General features: G+C 61.5%; 14 protein-coding genes. 6 read left to right on the top strand and 8 right to left on the bottom strand.

What is annotated here, in order from left to right; translation table 11 throughout:
- Window positions 1-4: 4 nt before the first annotated feature.
- The 3 genes from RID42_09385 to ligA are packed head-to-tail and all read left to right on the top strand — an operon-like array spanning window position 5 to window position 4,629.
- A complete protein-coding gene (locus tag RID42_09385; GenBank protein MEQ8247883.1) occupies window positions 5-820 on the top strand; it encodes an outer membrane protein assembly factor BamD in 816 nt (271 codons plus the stop codon).
- Between the two features lie 5 nt (window positions 821-825).
- Window positions 826-2,505 carry a DNA repair protein RecN gene (gene recN, locus RID42_09390; protein MEQ8247884.1) on the top strand — a complete coding sequence of 560 codons (1,680 nt, stop codon included), beginning with the start codon at window positions 826-828 and terminating at the stop codon, window positions 2,503-2,505.
- 18 nt (window positions 2,506-2,523) lie between these two features.
- On the top strand, window positions 2,524-4,629 hold the full coding sequence (gene ligA / locus RID42_09395) for an NAD-dependent DNA ligase LigA (GenBank protein MEQ8247885.1): 2,106 nt from the start codon (window positions 2,524-2,526) through the stop codon (window positions 4,627-4,629).
- On the opposite strand, the gene RID42_09400 is transcribed toward ligA, so the two are convergent.
- Window positions 4,626-5,087: a nuclear transport factor 2 family protein gene (locus RID42_09400; protein MEQ8247886.1), complete on the bottom strand. Its 462-nt coding sequence runs from the start codon at window positions 5,085-5,087 to the stop codon at window positions 4,626-4,628. The two genes, ligA and RID42_09400, sit on opposite strands and share 4 nt — an antisense overlap.
- Window positions 5,084-6,883: an aminopeptidase P family protein gene (locus RID42_09405; protein MEQ8247887.1), complete on the bottom strand. Its 1,800-nt coding sequence runs from the start codon at window positions 6,881-6,883 to the stop codon at window positions 5,084-5,086. Before RID42_09405 ends, RID42_09400 begins: the two co-directional genes overlap by 4 nt.
- Window positions 6,884-7,049: 166 nt before the next feature.
- On the opposite strand from RID42_09405, the gene RID42_09410 reads away from it, so the two are divergent.
- A complete protein-coding gene (locus RID42_09410; protein ID MEQ8247888.1) occupies window positions 7,050-7,334 on the top strand; it encodes a hypothetical protein in 285 nt (94 codons plus the stop codon).
- A 172-nt stretch (window positions 7,335-7,506) separates the two neighbouring features.
- Window positions 7,507-7,791 (top strand): hypothetical protein, encoded by a 285-nt coding sequence (locus RID42_09415; protein ID MEQ8247889.1) that lies wholly within the window; start codon window positions 7,507-7,509, stop codon window positions 7,789-7,791.
- Here RID42_09415 and RID42_09420 read toward each other — a convergent pair.
- The 5 genes from RID42_09420 to RID42_09440 are packed head-to-tail and all read right to left on the bottom strand — an operon-like array spanning window position 7,747 to window position 13,857.
- Window positions 7,747-8,613, bottom strand: a complete 867-nt coding sequence (locus RID42_09420) for a 50S ribosomal protein L11 methyltransferase (GenBank protein MEQ8247890.1) — start codon at window positions 8,611-8,613, stop codon at window positions 7,747-7,749. The genes RID42_09415 and RID42_09420 overlap by 45 nt on opposite strands.
- A 21-nt stretch (window positions 8,614-8,634) precedes the next feature.
- A complete protein-coding gene (locus tag RID42_09425) occupies window positions 8,635-10,983 on the bottom strand; it encodes a UvrD-helicase domain-containing protein (GenBank protein MEQ8247891.1) in 2,349 nt (782 codons plus the stop codon).
- 43 nt (window positions 10,984-11,026) lie between these two features.
- Window positions 11,027-12,808: a chloride channel protein gene (locus RID42_09430; GenBank protein ID MEQ8247892.1), complete on the bottom strand. Its 1,782-nt coding sequence runs from the start codon at window positions 12,806-12,808 to the stop codon at window positions 11,027-11,029.
- Window positions 12,809-12,847: 39 nt separating this feature from the next.
- Entirely contained in the window at window positions 12,848-13,375 is a 528-nt protein-coding gene (locus tag RID42_09435; GenBank protein ID MEQ8247893.1) for a pentapeptide repeat-containing protein, read from the bottom strand.
- A complete protein-coding gene (locus tag RID42_09440; GenBank protein ID MEQ8247894.1) occupies window positions 13,372-13,857 on the bottom strand; it encodes a thioesterase family protein in 486 nt (161 codons plus the stop codon). The genes RID42_09435 and RID42_09440 overlap by 4 nt, the downstream gene beginning before the upstream one ends.
- 97 nt (window positions 13,858-13,954) lie before the next feature.
- On the opposite strand from RID42_09440, the gene RID42_09445 reads away from it, so the two are divergent.
- On the top strand, window positions 13,955-15,358 hold the full coding sequence (locus RID42_09445; GenBank protein MEQ8247895.1) for an FAD-linked oxidase C-terminal domain-containing protein: 1,404 nt from the start codon (window positions 13,955-13,957) through the stop codon (window positions 15,356-15,358).
- 98 nt (window positions 15,359-15,456) lie between these two features.
- Here RID42_09445 and RID42_09450 read toward each other — a convergent pair whose 3' ends face one another.
- A complete protein-coding gene (locus tag RID42_09450) occupies window positions 15,457-16,701 on the bottom strand; it encodes a D-amino acid dehydrogenase (protein MEQ8247896.1) in 1,245 nt (414 codons plus the stop codon).
- Window positions 16,702-16,715 lie beyond the last annotated feature (14 nt).

Genomic DNA, 16,715 nt, shown 5'->3' on the forward strand with positions numbered 1-16,715 from the left:
CCACGTGAGGCGATGGTTCCGAACCGCCGCCGTTGCGATCGTTGTGACGGTTGCGGTGGCTGGCTGCGGCGCGAACCGCAACGATGTTGCTTATGTCGAGCGACCGGTTGAAGAGCTCTACAACCAAGCGATGGATAACCTGATTGCCGGCGATTACAGTGCGGCTGCCGGGAACTTCGACGAAGTCGAGCGCCAACACCCCTATTCGATTTGGGCCTCGCGGGCGCAGTTGATGACGGCTTTTTCTCACTACCAGGCCAACAAGTTCGACGACGCGGTGATCGCCGCCCAGCGCTATATTCAGCTCCATCCAGGTTCCGAAGACGTTGCTTACGCGTATTACCTGATCGGTGTGTCCTACTATGAGCAAATCGTCGATGTCGGACGCGATCAGAAGTTGACGGAGTTAGCGTTGCGCGGCCTCGACGATGTCGTGCGGCGTTTTCCTGAGAGCGAATACGCCCGCGATGCCCGTCTCAAGATCGACCTGACGCGCGATCACCTTGCTGGCAAAGAAATGGAAATTGGCCGCTACTATCAGCGTCGAGGAAGGGATTTGGCGGCACTCAATCGCTTCAAGCAGGTGATTGTGGACTATCAGACGACGACCCACGTTCCCGAAGCGTTGCACCGTCTGACAGAGACCTACCTCGCGCTCGGGCTGGAAACCGAGGCCCAGTCTGCGGCTGCGGTCCTCGGGTACAACTACCCCGGCAGCGATTGGTATGCGGACGCCTACCGGCTCCTGAAGGGAGAGAATCTCGAGCCGGTCGAAGATGAAGGGTCGTTTATCTCGCGCACCTTCCGCCGGGTGTTCTAACTCCCATGCTGTTAACCCTGTCCATCAGGGATATCGTGATCGTCGAACGTTTGACTATCGGATTCCATCCCGGCCTGAATGTGCTGACAGGCGAAACCGGGGCCGGCAAGTCAATACTCTTGGATGCACTTGGATTGGCGCTCGGCGAACGTGCGGATTCATCCTTGGTGCGATCCGGTAAACCCCAAGCTGTCGTGAGTGCAGTTTTCGAGATCGGGGAACGTGCCGCAGTGCGCGATCTAGCGGCCGAACACGGGATCGAGGTCGACGACACCCTGGTCCTGCGCCGAACGTTGTCTGCCGACGGGCGTAGCCGCGCATTTCTCAACGATGAGCCCGTCAGTGTCGGCTTCCTGCGCCAAATCGGTGGTCTATTGATCGAAATTCAGGTGCAGAGCGAAAGCCATGCACTCTTGTCTGCGGGCAATCATCGGAGGTTGTTGGATCTCTATGGCGGTCTGCGACGCCCGCTTGAACGCCTAAGCGCGCTCCATAACGCATGGCGGAATGCAGCGGCGGCTTTGGCCGAAACTGAAAGCGAACTAGCCCGCGCTAGGGCAGAGGAAGAGTTCCTGCGGCACGCTGTCGATGAGTTGACGGCACTTGCGCCCCGTGCTGGCGAGGAGGACGAGCTCAACGATCGACGGACGGTACTCAAACATGGTGAGAAGTTGACCCAGGCTTTGAGCGCCGCGCGCGCCGAACTTGGTGAAGATACCGGCGTATCGGATCGTTTGCGGGTCGCCCAGCGCATTTTGGAGCGCGTTTCGGGGGATGCGGCGGGCGCGCTCGACCTAGCTGTTAGTGCTCTTCAACGCGCGGCGATCGAAACCGATGAAGCGGTCGAAGCGCTCGAGCAAGCCGCGACCAATCTGGACCTCGGTGCAGGAAGTCTTGAGGAACTGGAAGACCGTCTATTTGCGCTACGGGCGGTTGCTCGCAAACACGGTTGCGAAATTGGTTCGCTCGCTGCGCTCCGAACTGACTTCGAATCTCAGCTAGAAACGATTCAGCTTGGCGACACGCGCCTTGCCGAGTTTCGCAAGCTGGCGGTAACCGCCCAGCAAGCGTTCGCGGCCGAGGCGGAAGCTGTTTCGCAAAAGCGCGCAAAGGCCGGTAAGGCGTTGGAAAAGGCGATTGCAAAGGAACTCGCGCCGCTAAAATTGGACGGGGCAGGATTCAAGGTCGTGTTGCGCCGTCGCGAACCGACCGAATGGTCGAAGGACGGCATGGACGATGTCGCCTTCGAGGCCGTGACCAACACGGGCCAAGCTTACGCCCCGCTGGCGCGCATTGCGTCCGGCGGTGAATTGAGCCGCTTCATGCTAGCACTTCAGGTTGTCCTTGCCGGCCAGGATCAAGTGCCGACGTTGGTGTTCGATGAGGCCGATTCCGGCATCGGCGGCGCCACCGCTGCAGCCGTCGGCGACCGGCTCCTAGCCTTAGCAAAGGAACATCAGGTGTTGGTTGTGACGCATTCTCCACAGGTGGCGGCACGCGGGCAGTACCACTGGCGGATTGCCAAGGGGCCGGGCGGCAACGGGAAATCGATGACGACAGTCGGTGTCGAGGAGCTTGAGTCCGATCAGCGGCGTGAGGAAATCGCGCGCATGCTTTCAGGAGAGGTGGTGACCGAGGAGGCGCGTGCCCAAGCGGCTCGACTGATCGAACAGGCGGGCGGTTGAATCGTGGCGCGACAATCGATGCGCGCGGTCGCGGTGAACGAACTCGACCAAGAGCAGGCTAAGGCTGAGTTAAAGCGGCTCGCGGCTGAGATTGCCGAACACGACCGCCTCTATTTCCAAGAGGACCGCCCGGCGCTTTCCGATGCGGATTACGACGCTCTCCGTCGACGCAACGCGGCGATCGAGGCGCGATTTCCCCAATTGATTCTTCCGAACGGCCCGTCTGCGCGGATAGGTGCGATGCCAGCAGCGCAGTTCGACAAAGTCGTACACCGCCGTCCGATGTTGTCGCTGAACAACGCTTTTGCCGACGAAGATATTGTCGATTTTGTCCAGCGCGTGCGTCGCTTTCTCAGCCTGGGCGAGGATGCCGAATTAGCCCTTGTCGCAGAGCCAAAGATCGACGGATTGTCGGCGTCGTTACGATATGAGAAGGGAGAACTGGTTCAGGCTGCGACGCGCGGCGACGGCACCGAGGGTGAAGATATCACCCGTAACATCAAGACATTAGAGGACGTACCGCATCGCCTCATAGGCAATGATGTTCCTGCGGTGCTGGAGGTGCGCGGTGAGGTCTACATGCGCCGAGATGACTTTTTCACGTTGAACAAGGCACAAGAGGCGGCCGGTAAACAGCTTTACGCTAACCCGAGGAACTCGGCAGCCGGAAGTCTCCGCCAACTCGACGCAGCGGTCACGGCATCGCGCCGACTGCGATTTTTCGGCTACGCCTGGGGTGAGACGTCCGAATCGCTCGGTACGACGTTGTGTATGGCTCGCGAACGGCTCAAAGCCATGGGCTTTACCTTGAACGAGCCCACTCTCAGGTGTTTGACAGTGGACGATGTGCTTGCGCACTACCACTTCCTCCAGGATGCGCGGAGCGCGTTGCCCTTCGATATCGACGGGGTCGTCTACAAGGTCGACCGATTGGACTGGCAGGAACGGCTTGGGCAAGTCACACGTAGTCCTCGTTGGGCCATCGCCCATAAGTTTGCAGCCGAGCAAGCCCACACCGTTCTGCGCGACATCGAAATCCAGGTAGGCCGTACCGGCGCGCTGACGCCGGTAGCCCGACTCGAACCGGTCACAGTGGGCGGTGTCGTCGTGACCAACGCGACGCTACACAACGAAGAAGAAATCAAACGCAAGGACGTCCGCGTTGGCGATACCGTCATCGTACAACGCGCGGGCGACGTCATCCCGCAAATCGTTGCGGTCGTTCCCGAACGTCGGCCCAAAAGTGCCAAGACTTTCGTTTTCCCCGAAGCGTGTCCAAGGTGCGGTAGCGCCGCGGTGCGTGAACAGCTTGAGTCGGGTGAGTTGGAAAAAGTTAAGCGCTGCACCGGCGGATTGATCTGTCCGGCACAGGCGGTGGAGCGGCTCAAGCACTTTGTTTCGCGCGATGCCTTCGACATCGAGGGGCTCGGCGAAAAGCAGATTACAGCCTTCTGGGAAGAAGGCCGGATCGCCCGGCCCGGCGATATTTTTCGTTTGGCAACGCAGGACGGTACGGCCCACGAATCGCTTGCTGACAAAGAAGGCTGGGGGGCTCAGTCCGCTGCCAAGCTTTTTGCCGCGATCGATGCGCGCCGACGGATCGGTCTCGATCGTTTGATTTTTTCATTGGGTATTCGCCATATCGGACAGGCCAACGCGAAGCTGTTGGCGCGGACCTATGGCTCTCTGGAGGCGCTATCGGCGGCAATGGCACAGGCGCAGGACCGTGAGAGCGAGGCATGGGCCGAACTGCTCAATGTCGATGGGATCGGAATCAAAGTTGCCGGCGCCTTGGTTGATTTTTTTGCCGAGGCGCACAACCTCGATGCCATCCAGGACCTACAACGCGAATTGACGGAGATCGAGGCGCCACCCCAGGCTCAAACCGATTCGCCGGCAGCTGGTAAGACGGTTGTCTTTACCGGTACGCTCGAAACGATGAGCCGCGGCGAAGCCAAAGCGCAGGCCGAAGCGCTCGGCGCCAAGGTCGTGGGCTCGGTTTCGGCCAAAACCGATATCGTGGTCGCCGGGCCGGGTGCAGGATCGAAACTCAAGAAGGCGGCCGAACTTGGCTTGCAGGTCTATACCGAAGCGGAGTGGCGCGACTTCATCGGCGCGGCCTAGAACTCCGGATCGACCAATGCTCGCATGGCTTGGCGCATCTGTACCATCCCGGCAACGGGAGCTTCGACATAGTGGAAGATGCGCCAACCCTCGGTCTTGCGGCGGAGCATGATCGTTACCCGATTGTCGCCGGCCATCAGTTCGCCGCCGAACAAGCCACCCGGTGCGACCTCGGCATTCCAATGCATGTCGTAGAGCACGATGGCGATATCGTCGCTCGCGGCCTTGACGATGCGGTTCGCGGTCCGGTGGGAAACGCGGGCCAAGATACCGGCTGTGTGCGACCAGTAGCGGTCGATTTGCGGCCAAGTCGTAAATGGCCTCTCGGCCTCTTCGGCGATATAGATGGGTTGTGGGTCGTCGGTGTCCCAGAGCGCCTTGATCGCGGCGAAGTTGTGGGCTTTCCACGCTGCCTCAAGTGAGGCGATTACTGCTCCGATCTCGTCTTGTAGGCTCACGGGTTGCGCTCGATCGGCGCGGTGGCGACCGCTAGCCAGGTTTGGGTGGCGGCATCGACCAGTGGTGCCAAGGTGTTGTTCACGCGCGCGTGGTAGGCATCAAGCCAGTCCAATTCTTCCTCCGTCATCAGGTTTGTTGCCACCAACTGCCGGTCGATCGGCGCAAGGGTCAGCGTTTCAAACGAGAGCATCTTACGTTCGCCCCCGTCGATCGGCGGCGCCTCGTGGACGGCGACCAAGTTCTCGATCCGGATGCCGTAAGTCCCCTCTTTGTAATAACCCGGCTCGTTCGAAACGATCATTCCAGGACGAAGTGCCTCCCTGCTCGGCATCTTCGAGATGCGATGGGGCCCTTCGTGGACATTGAGATGCGCGCCGACGCCGTGTCCCGTTCCGTGATCGAAATCTAAACCCGCAGCCCACAGCGGAGCGCGCGCGAGAACGTCGATTTGACTACCGCTGGTTCCCTCGACAAAGGTGGCGGTCGCCAACGCTATGTGTCCCTTCAGGACGCGGGTGAAGCGGTCTTTCTGCTCGGCGCTCGGCGGTCCAAGCGCGATTGTGCGGGTCACGTCGGTTGTGCCGTCGCGGTACTGCGCGCCGGAGTCAACTAAAAGCAGATCGCCGTGCGCGAGACGCCGTGCGCGGCCTGGTATTGCGCGGTAGTGGACGATTGCGCCGTTGGGGCCGGACCCGGCAATCGTCGGGAAGCTCAAACCGGTGAATAGGTTGTTCTCTCGCCGGAAGGCCTCTAGGCGGTCGGCTACAGCGATTTCATCGATCCCACCGTTAGCCAGGGCGCCCGGCAGCCACGCCAGAAATCGGGTCAAGGCGGCACCGTCGCGCACGTGGGCCGCGCGCATTCCGGCGAGTTCGACGTCGTTCTTGCACGCTTTGGGAAGCAGGCAGGGATCTGGCGCACGCGATACCTGAGCGCCTGCGCCGCGTAGCGCCGCATCGATCCAACTTGCCGTGCTGGTCGGGTCGATTTGGACCCGCCGTTCATGTTCTCCGAGAAAGGTGAGGGCCGGCCCGAGCTCATCCGTCGGCATCACGACGATGTCGTTGCCGAGCGACGCCGATAGGTCGTCGCTGACCTTATCCAGGTCGACAAACCAATCAACCCGCGAATCGTTGTGCAGCAACGCAAAGGACAGGGTAACCGGGGTATATTCCAGATCGGCGCCACGAATATTCAGCAACCAGGCGATCGAGTCCGGCGCGGTGAGGACCGCGACATCGACTTTGCCGTCGCTCAAGGATTGGGCGACCCGCTGGCGTTTTGAAGCTGACGTTTCGCCGGCGAAGTTGAGCGGGTAGGCGACAGCGGGGGTCTTCGGCGGGGCCGGGCGGTCCGTCCAAACGGCGTCGAGCGGGTTGTTGTCGCAGGCCACTAATGTACCGCCTGCATCGCGGCATGCTTTTTCAAAATTGTCGACGCCGGTCGGCGTGTGCAGCCAGGGGTCGTAGCCAAGTCGTCCCTTGCCCAAGTTGGCGGTTATCCATGCTGTCGGCGGATCGTCCACAAGATGATGCGGTGCGAACGCATCGGAATCGACCTGCTGGCGAACCTGGAGGGTGTAGCGCCCATCCACGAAGATCGCCGCTCTGTCGGCCAGAACCACGGCGATTCCGGCGGACCCGGTAAACCCGGTTAACCATGCCAGTCTCTGGGCATGGGGTGGAATCCATTCGCCCTGGTGCTCGTCCTGTAGGGGCACCAGAAAACCGGCGAGATTGCGCCGCATTAGTTCGGCGCGCAGTTCGGCAAGCCGCATGGGGTATAGATTGGTCATCGTTGCATTATGCCTTGGTAGGCCTTCGGGGCCATGCGCTTTTCGCAATGCTGCGTTGCGATATGATCTCTTCTAAATTGCTGAAATATGGTTGAAATTCCCATCTTGCAACGCAACATATCCCGTGAAGCCGAGTAACCGTTTTTTTGGAGTAGTGAAAGTGACCATGAGTAACGTCGAACGCAACCGCAATGATGATGAGGCGCACCGTCTGATCGAGGCAGCCCGGGCGCTACGCGCCCAGTATGTGGCAACCCTGGGCCAGCGCCTTTGGGCGCGGCTAGCCGCGGGTTATACCGCCATGCGCGCGGCCCATGCTCGCCGTACGGCTTATCGCGCGTTGAGCACCCTTGACCAACATACCTTGATGGACGTGGGACTCGACCGCATGGTCGGCGAGTTTGGCGCCTATCGCCCGGCCAACGAAAATCGACCGCGCAACGTCGCGTAGCGCAGCTTCGACGCCGTCCATCGGATCGACCTGAAACGCCGGCCTTCGGGTCGGCGTTTTGCTGTTCGCCGGCGCAGCGTTCACAGCCTAGCGATCCCACTGCAGGCACAGTTGAAGTCTCCCACGGTTGCTCCAACATGAAAGCAAACAGAAAGCTTGTGACGGGAAAATCATGACACTCAATCGGTTCGACGAACGGGGCTACGGACTGGTCGCTGCGGCTGTGCGGATTGTCGAGTCGCCGCTTCGCCTGTGGCGTACCAACCGACGGCAGTTTCGCCGCTTCCTTGCGTTTTCTGCCATCGATTCCCATACACTCGACGACATAGGTCTGCGCCGGAGCATCTTTGTCGCCGTGCGGAGCGACGACAAGGTCCGCACGCACCTTCATGCGGGTCTTTCTAGGGCGACCCTAAGGTCGGCGAAAAACAATCGTTACCCAATCGCCGAGGCGTAGCGTCTCGGCAAGCTGGAAGCCAGCGGCCCGATAGGCCGCAACGACCTGCGCGGTTTGCACGGCCAGGATGCCCGACACCACGATTCGGCCGCCAGGCGCGGCATGGCGCCTAACCGCCGGTGCTAACGCTGCCAGCGGGCCTGCGAGGATATTCGCGACAATCAAGTCGAACGGTGCTGCCGCTACAATCGAACGACCGCTCACCCCCTCGGCGAGGACGCATCGCACCGAAGCGGCTACGCCGTTTTGCCGGACGACATGGCTTGCGACCTGTATAGCCTTTGGATCATTGTCACTCGCGACGATGCGTGCGGGCCACGTCTTCGCCGCAGCAACTGCCAATATTCCTGTACCCGTTCCGACATCCAATATTTTCTCCGGCGCGAAGCGACGGCTGAGTCGATCCAACGCGATTAGGCAACCCTTAGTCGATTCGTGATGCCCGGTGCCAAAGGCGGAGGCTGCGTCGACCAGAATGGGGATGCGACCGTCGCGCGGCGGTAACGGAACGTGACTGCCGAAGATCCAATAGCGGCCCGCGCCGATTGCCGGCATGTCGCGCTGTACTTTGGCGACCCAATCTTGGTCAAGAACGGGCACAGGTGCAGCGACTTGCTCGTCGACTTGGAGTGCGAGACGAAGCTTGGACAGAAGGTCGCCGTCCGGTTCGGATTCGGTAAGTGCAGTGATCCGCCAGACCTGGCCTTCCTCAAACCGAGACGTGGCCAGGAGGCTGTTGCCGAAGATCGCCTCAAAATGGTCTTCGACATCGGCACAGCGTGCCGCCTCCGCGCGGACGGATGTCTCCCAGGACGTCGTCAATTGATCACCTGAAACGAAAGGTCATGCGGGTCGGACAAAGGTATCGATGACTTTCTTGTGGCCGGCTTTGTCGAATTCGATCTCCAGCCGATTGCCGTCGATCGATTCGATCAAGCCATAGCCGAATTTCTGGTGAAAAACCCGATCGCCCTCGGAAAACGTGCCGATTGGCCTCTCGTCCCAGTCGACCGCCTCGGCGCGCGCCTCGATCAGTTGCCCATCGCGGGTGATGCCGCGTTGGTTCCGGCGGCGCATCCGACGGCGGCCTGGGCTGTCCCAGGGTTTCTCGTTGGGCGTGTCGAATGTGGCGTCGTCGTGCCGGCCATAGGCGGGTTGCCCCCAAACCGACGCTTCGGCCGCGACTTCGACGCTTTCGACCGGAAGTTCATCGATGAAGCGCGACGGTATTGCGTTTTGCCATTCGGCAAATATTCGGCGGCTCTGGGCAAAGGAAATCCGCAGTGCTTTTCGCGCCCGTGTCATGCCAACGTGGGCCAATCGTCGCTCCTCCTCGAGTGCCGACGTGCCCCCATCATCGAGAGACCGTTGGTTGGGGAACAAACCTTCTTCCCAGCCGGGCAGGAATACGGTATCGAATTCGAGCCCTTTCGCGGCATGTAGGGTCATGATGTTGACCATGTCGTTATCGCCGGCGTTGTCGTGATCCATTACTAGGCTGACGTGGTCGAGAAAGTCGGTGAGCGATTCGTACTCGCTGACGGAATGGACAAGTTCGCTCAGGTTGTCGAGGCGGCCCGGCGCATCGATCGACTTGTCGCGTTGCCACATCTCGGTGTACCCGGACTCGTCGAGGACGGTCTCGACGAGCTCCGCCAGTGGCAATTGATCCTTCATCGCCCGCCACCGCGCGAAACTCTCCAAAAGGTTGCCAAGCGATGTACGCGCCTGGGGTCGCAGCTCGTCCGTGCCCAACAATTCTTGCGCGGCTTGGAGTAGGGCGATTTGACCCGCCCGAGCGAGGCGGTGCATGGCTTGCATCGTGACTTCGCCAAGTCCGCGTTTGGGCACGTTGACGATTCGCTCGAACGCGATCCCATCCTCGGGCTGGGAGACAACCCGTAGGTAGCCAATGGCGTCGCGGATCTCGCGGCGTTCGTAGAACCGCGGGCCGCCAACCACGCGGTAGGGCACGCCGATCGTCAGGAAACGGTCTTCGAACTCACGCGTTTGGTACCCCGCGCGCACCAAGATGGCGATTTCGTCCAACCGGTGGCCTGCCCGTTGCAGGGCTTCGACATCTTCTGCAATTGCGCGGGCTTCTTCCTCGCCGTCCCAGAATCCGCGCACGCGTACCTTCTCGCCCTCGGTCGCATCGGTCCATAGCGTTTTCCCTAATCGGCCCTCGTTGTGGGCAATCAACGCCGATGCCGCCGCGAGGATGTGTGGCGTAGAGCGGTAGTTGCGCTCGAGTCGAACGACCTTAGCGCCGGGAAAGTCCTGCTCGTAGCGCAGGATGTTGCCGACCTCGGCGCCGCGCCAGCCGTAGATTGATTGATCGTCGTCGCCGACACAGCAAATATTTCGCTGACCCTGTGCCAATAGCCGCAGCCAGAGGTACTGGGCGACGTTGGTGTCTTGATATTCGTCGACCAGGATGTAGCGGAAACGGCGGTGGTAGATGTCCAGAATGTCCTGGTGTTCGGTGAACAGAGTCAGGCAATGGAGCAGCAAGTCGCCAAAGTCTGCGGCATTCTGCGTGAGCAACCGCTGTTGGTATTCGCGGTAGAGGGCGGCGGTTTTGCCCATCGCAAACTCGCCGGCGTCTTCGTGCTGGACCTGTTGCCAGGTCAAGCCGCGGTCTTTCCAGCGATCGATAATGCTGCCGAGCGCGCGGGCGGGCCACCGCTTCTCGTCGATGTTTTCCGCCTTGAGCAACTGTTTTAAGACGCGCAACTGGTCGTCGCGGTCGATGATGGTGAAGTTGTTCTTGAGTCCTACCAATTCGGCGTGCTGGCGCAGGATACGGACGCCGATCGAGTGAAAGGTGCCGAGCCAAATCCCGTCGACAGCACCTCCGACCAGAGAACCGACACGGTCGCTCATCTCCCGCGCCGCACGGTTGGTGAAGGTCACCGAAAGGATTTCCCACGGTTTGGCCAACCCGAGGTTCAAAATGTGGGCGATTCGGGTGACCAGCACGCGGGTCTTGCCGGTACCGGCGCCGGCCAGCACCAGCACCGGGCCGTCCGTGGTTACGACGGCCTCGTGTTGGCTCTCGTTGAGGGTCTTGAGATAGGTCGGCTCGGGTGCCGCCGCACCGGCCATTGCACGCGCAGCGATGCCGCCCGGCCGCGGGGCCGGCGTCGGATTCTCAAAGGGAATGTCGTCTAGATCGAAGGGGTCGGACATCGGTCCGGTGAGTCATACCACAGCGATTGCGGTCCTCCCAGGATCACGGGCGGTCGGTTTCCTCGTCGTGCTCTTCGGCCCTCGCCCGCAGGAGCGCTTGGTTGTAGGCGATTAGGGCCGTCTTATGGTGGAGGATGCCTACGATTAGGCGGCCCTGTCGGTCATCGACGACGGGGAGGCTATCTTCGTGGTACCGCTCCATCAGCTTGAGTGCATCTTCAAGATCGTCTTCGACGCATAGGACCGGGGGGTTGAGCCGGGCGATATCGCGGGCGTTGATCAGTTGGTCTAGTTCCGGATCGAGGGCTAGTCCGCGCATCGCGGTGAAGGACAGTGAGCCGACCAAGCGTGCGTCGGCATCGACCACAAAGAAGTCTCCATAGCGCGCATTTTCCATTGTCTCTCGGATTTCGCTCGCGCGGGCTCGTTCGTCGACGATTTCATACTGGTCGGTCATCAAGTCGCCCACGTGGGTGGCGGTGAGGAGTTGCTCGAATCGGCCGGCTCGAATGGCAACGCCACGCCGCTTGAGTTGGGCGTGGAAATACGAGCGGCCGGCTACCTGTTGGGAGATCAAAGTCGAGATAGTGATGGCAACCATCGCGGCAATGACTACCGGAAACTCACCCGTTAGCTCGAAAGCAATCAAGATTGTCGAGATTGGCGCTCCGATCACCGGCGCAGCGACCGCACCCATTCCGACAATCGCGTAGAAACCGGGCGATGCAGCGAGGCCGGGAAAGATACTGCCGGCGATCACGCCGAACGAGCCGCCAACCATTGCGCCTACGAACAGCGACGGCGAGAACACGCCGCCGCCGAACCGGCTCCCAAGCGATACCGCGGTCGCCGCGGTCTTTGCGACGATCAGAGCCAGCATGAGCCACAACGGGAGGGCTGCCTGGAGCGCGGCGTCCGTAGCGGCATAGCCGACCCCTAAGACGTGGGGCAGGAAGATCGCGATCAAACCGACCATCGCGCCACCCAGCATCGGGCGCGCCCAAACCGGGAAATCGATGCGGTTGATGATGTCTTCGGCGACGAAGATCGAACGGATGAACAGGATGGCGGCGAGGGCGCACACCAGCCCCAGCAGAATGAAAGCTGGAAACTCGAAGAACGACGCGATGTCGTAGTTCGGCACGACGAATGCCGGAAACGCTCCCAAGTGAATACGCGAAATCACGGTCCCGGCGACGGCGGCGATCACAACGGGTGCAAATGTGTGCAAGGCGTAGTGGCCGATCACTACCTCCAGGGCGAAGAACACGCCGGCAATAGGCGCGTTGAACGAGGCTGCGATCGCTGAAGCCAGGCCGCAGCCGAGCAAAGTCAGCGACAGCGAAGGATTCAGGTGCAACCGTTGCGCGACCCAAGACGCCAGTCCCGCGCCCAAATGGATGACGGGACCTTCGCGACCCACTGAAGCGCCGACCCCGATCGATCCAAGCGACAATACGGCCGCTTTGATCGTCGTGCCCGCATCCATCCGCCCGCCATGGCGGGCGCCGGCTTCGATCACGTCGGCGACGCCGTAGGCTCGCTGGCTCGGCATCAAATAATGAACGAACAAACCGATTGCCAGACCGCCGATGGTCGGGACCGCGAGGACCAGCCACCAGGGAAGAGCCGCAATGAGGTGAAATCCGTCGTGCAGGGGAAAGCCGAAGGTTTCGCGTTGAATCGCCTCGATTCCAAGCCGAAACCCGAGGGCCCCGTAGGCAATTCCGATCCCAATGATCAGGGCTAGGACGGAAAGCTTGACTTGATCGTTGTGGGTGAACTGATGCCAGCGAGCGCGGACGAGAGCGGTCGTCTCGCGCATCGTCACGCGCTTAGGCGCTCCTTGGCGCGGCACAATGCACTATTTGCATTGTCCGATCGACTCAGGGGCGCAGATCGTCACGCCGTCGATCCACGTCGCGCCCGAGAGATCGGCGTTCAATAGGTCGCCCCCGGTCAAGCGGGCACCGGTGAAGTCTGCTTGGCGTAGAACGGCATCGAAGAATCGGGCGCGGCGAAGGTCGGCATCGCGGAAGGACGCTCCGGAAAGATTGGCTTTGGTGAAATCGGTCCCGACTGCTCGTGCGCCGCTAAAGTCGGCTTCGTTCAAGTTCGCCGTCACGAATTTGGCCCCGTCGACATTGGCGTTGGAAAACCGGGCGCCGCTCAAATTGGTCCGCACGAATCGCGCGCCCTGGAGATTTCCGTCGCTCACGTCGATACCGCCCAGATTACGGCCGCTGAAATCGCACCGCCGCCAATTCACCTCGGGACGGGGCGTATCGATACAACTCGCCTGGGCGGGGCGCGAAAACGGCGGGATCGCCAACAACGTGAACGCCAACGCGCACGTGATCGACGCTAAACCGGCCAGGCGCGCCGCGCTCATTTGCGGCGAATCCCAACCGTCGTCCCGGCGTGGGCCGGGCGCGGCAGGTCGATTTGGGATTCGTGCGCCGCGCGGAAGATGGCCTGGAGCGGTTCAGAGAACGGCTCGGATCGGCGGTGTTCGAGATTGATGTGAATGGTTAGCATTTCATAGGTTGCCGCAAGGTAGTCCTGTTCAGCGTGGAACATCTCCATGTAGAAGTGCAGCCGTTTGGCGTCCCAGTCCAATAACCGGGTCGTGAAGCGCATCGGATCGTCCAGGCGCATCTCGCGCAGCCAATGGGTGTGCCCCTCAAGCGAAAAGGTCGTCCTGTTGGTGCGTTCTCGGTAGGGTTCGCCGATACCCATGCGTTCGTAGACCACATCCAGCGCCAAGTCGAATGCCAAGACGTAAAAGGCCACATTCATGTGGCCGTTGTAGTCGATCCATTCCGGTCGGACCCTGCCGCCGTCGGCGACCACTATAGGGGCTTCGAATTCCATGCGCCGGGATCATAGTCACCGCTCAGTGCGATGTGAACCGCGTTGCGCGGTTAGGAGCTCCGCCGCTACACTTCGGCTCAACCCCACAGAGGTCGACATGCACGACGCGCCCGCACGGACCACCCGGCCCGAGGATTTCTCGGCAGCCTTCGACGAGCTATCGACGCTCCTTGGCGAGCGTTTCACCACTTCGGCGGCGGTGCGCGCGCACCATGGCAAGGACGAATCCTATCATCCGAACCGCGATCCCGACGCAGTCGCCTTTGTCCGGTCGACCGAGGAGGTTTCCGATGTCGTCAAGATATGCGCCCGGCACCGGGTACCGATCGTTCCGTTCGGCGCGGGGACGTCGCTCGAAGGTCACGTTGTGGCCATCCAAGGTGGTTTGTCCATCGACATGATGCAGATGAATAATGTGCTCTACGTAAACGCCGAAGATCTCGATTGTACCGTTCAGGCTGGCGTTACCCGCAAGCAGCTCAATGCCCATCTTCGCGACACCGGGCTGTTCTTTCCGATCGACCCCGGCGCGGACGCCTCGCTCGGCGGGATGTCGGCGACCCGCGCTTCGGGTACCAACGCGGTGCGCTACGGCACGATGCGCGAGAACGTCCTGGGCCTCACCGTCGTCATGCCGGATGGACGCGTCGTCAAGACGGCGCGCCGTGCCCGTAAATCCTCCGCCGGCTACGATCTGACGCGGCTTTTCGTCGGCTCAGAAGGAACGCTCGGTGTGATCACCGAAGTAAGCGTCCGCCTCTATGGCATTCCCGAGGCGATCTCGGCGGCCAGTTGCTACTTTGAGAGCGTCCAGGGCGCCGTCGACGCCGTAATTCAGACTATTCAACTTGGCATTCCGGTTGCCCGTATCGAGTTTGCCGACGAGGTCCAAATCGACGCGACCAATCGGCACTTCGACATGGACCACCCGGTCAAGCCGACGCTCTGGCTCGAGTTCCACGGCACGCCCGCGGGCGTCAAGGAGCAAGCGGAAATGGTCCAAGAGATCGCTTCCGACCATGGCGGTGGCGGGTTTCGCTGGACCTCAAACGAAGAAGAGCGCAACAAGCTCTGGCATGCGCGCCACAATGCGGCCTATGCGGCGGCGGCGCTGCGGCCGGGCAGCAAGTTCTGGGCAACCGACGTTTGTGTCCCGATTTCGCGGTTGGCCGAATGTATCGTCGAGACCAAGAAGGAGCTCGACGCCTCCTTCCTGCCTGCGCCCATCGTGGGTCACGTCGGTGACGGCAACTTCCATGTCTCGTTCGTCCTCGACCCGTCCCAACCGGAAGAGGTCGCCGAGGCCAACCGGTTGAACGACAGTTTGGTTGCGCGGGCGCTGGCAATGGAGGGGACCTGCACCGGCGAGCACGGCGTTGGCTATGGCAAGGTGGACTTTCTCGTCGCCGAACACGGCGATGCGCTCTCGGTCATGCGCACGCTCAAAAGGGCCATCGATCCCGACGGCATCATGAATCCGGGAAAAATTCTCCGGCTCTAACGGGGAGCCGCCCAGCACCTCCAATCCTGTGACGCCCAGGGCGACGACGTAAGTCGATCCTTCCTGCGCGCCGGAACCGTCGCGGAGGGCTGGACAGTCTAACGAATTCCCAGCCCGTCCAAGTTAATCGCGGGGGGCTTCCCCGCAATAAGGTCGGCGACGATGCGGCCCGACCCGCAGGCCATGGTCCAGCCCAGGCTTCCATGTCCGGTGTTGAGCCAAAGGCCCTCAACGGCCGTGGCGCCAAGGACCGGCAACGAATCAGGGGTCATCGGTCGCAGCCCAGCCCAATATGATGGGATCGTGTCGGTGGCTGCCGCGGGCAGCATCGCCCGCATGTGATCGTGTAAAGTTGCAGCCCGGCGGCGGTCGATCGTCGCGTCGTCGCCAGCAAGTTCGGCGGTGCCCGCGGCGCGGAGGCGCGCGCCAAGCGGCGTCATCGTAATCTTGCGCGTGACATCCTGCAGCGCATGGCGGGGCAGGGCGGTTGGATCGGGCGCGTCGACGGTCGCCGAATAGCCTTTGACCGGGTACACCGGCAGCTTGATTCCGAAGGGGGCGAGAATTCGCCCGCTGCCGATCCCCGTCGCGACCACGACGGCATCGGTCTCGATGTCGCCGGCATCGGTGGCAACCGCACGAACCCGACCGTGTTCGACCCGAATGTTGGATACTCTTCGCGCGTAGATTGCCTGCGCGCCGCGCGACGTCACCACGCGCATAAGGGCTTCGGCGAAGAGCCGTGCATCGCCGCTTTCGTCCTTGTCGTAGTGCAGCGCGCCTGCATATCGGCAGTGGGTGCCGCGTAACGCCGGCTCGCGTTCCAGCGTTTCGTCGAGGGTCAGGCGGTTCGGGAAAGCGCGTGGATCGTCACCGCCTGTCGCCGCCATAAAGGCGGTGTGGAGTGCGTTGTCGTCGCGGTACAGATAAAGTAGGCCGTTGGTCTGCGCATCGTAGGTGATGTTCTCGGTATCGCGGACGGTACGCAGCAAGTCGAAACTGTAGCTGGAAAGCCGGCGCAATCGTGCCTTGATCGCGGCAGTCCGCGCCTTAGTGCAATTTCCAAAAAACCGGGCGATCCACACCGCCATCGCCGGATCGGCGCGAAGGCGAACCCGGTAGGGCGCCGCATCGCGCCAAAACTCTTTCAAAACCGTTGCGGGGATTCCCGGCGCGGACCACGGCCCCGCCGTAAAGCCGTTCACCAGTCCCGCGTTAGCGTGGCTACACCCCCTTGCGGGTCCGGCTTCTTTGTCGATGACCGTGACGTCGTGGCCGTCCCCGGTCAGGTAGTATGCAGTTGTGGCGCCGACGATCCCGGCGCCGAGCACGGCTACGCGCATCGATATTGCCGCGG

The organism is Alphaproteobacteria bacterium, from assembly GCA_040216735.1.
Lineage (GTDB): Bacteria > Pseudomonadota > Alphaproteobacteria > SHVP01 > SHVP01 > CALJDF01.

Coding starts and splice junctions, on each gene's coding strand:
- recN (MEQ8247884.1), top strand. CDS start 826: ATGCTGTTAACCCTGTCCATCAGGGATATCGTGATCGTCGAACGTTTG.
- ligA (MEQ8247885.1), top strand. CDS start 2,524: ATGCGCGCGGTCGCGGTGAACGAACTCGACCAAGAGCAGGCTAAGGCT.
- RID42_09405 (MEQ8247887.1), bottom strand. CDS start 6,883: ATGACCAATCTATACCCCATGCGGCTTGCCGAACTGCGCGCCGAACTA.
- RID42_09410 (MEQ8247888.1), top strand. CDS start 7,050: ATGAGTAACGTCGAACGCAACCGCAATGATGATGAGGCGCACCGTCTG.
- RID42_09415 (MEQ8247889.1), top strand. CDS start 7,507: ATGACACTCAATCGGTTCGACGAACGGGGCTACGGACTGGTCGCTGCG.
- RID42_09425 (MEQ8247891.1), bottom strand. CDS start 10,983: ATGTCCGACCCCTTCGATCTAGACGACATTCCCTTTGAGAATCCGACG.
- RID42_09430 (MEQ8247892.1), bottom strand. CDS start 12,808: ATGCGCGAGACGACCGCTCTCGTCCGCGCTCGCTGGCATCAGTTCACC.
- RID42_09435 (MEQ8247893.1), bottom strand. CDS start 13,375: ATGAGCGCGGCGCGCCTGGCCGGTTTAGCGTCGATCACGTGCGCGTTG.
- RID42_09440 (MEQ8247894.1), bottom strand. CDS start 13,857: ATGGAATTCGAAGCCCCTATAGTGGTCGCCGACGGCGGCAGGGTCCGA.
- RID42_09445 (MEQ8247895.1), top strand. CDS start 13,955: ATGCACGACGCGCCCGCACGGACCACCCGGCCCGAGGATTTCTCGGCA.
- RID42_09450 (MEQ8247896.1), bottom strand. CDS start 16,701: ATGCGCGTAGCCGTGCTCGGCGCCGGGATCGTCGGCGCCACAACTGCA.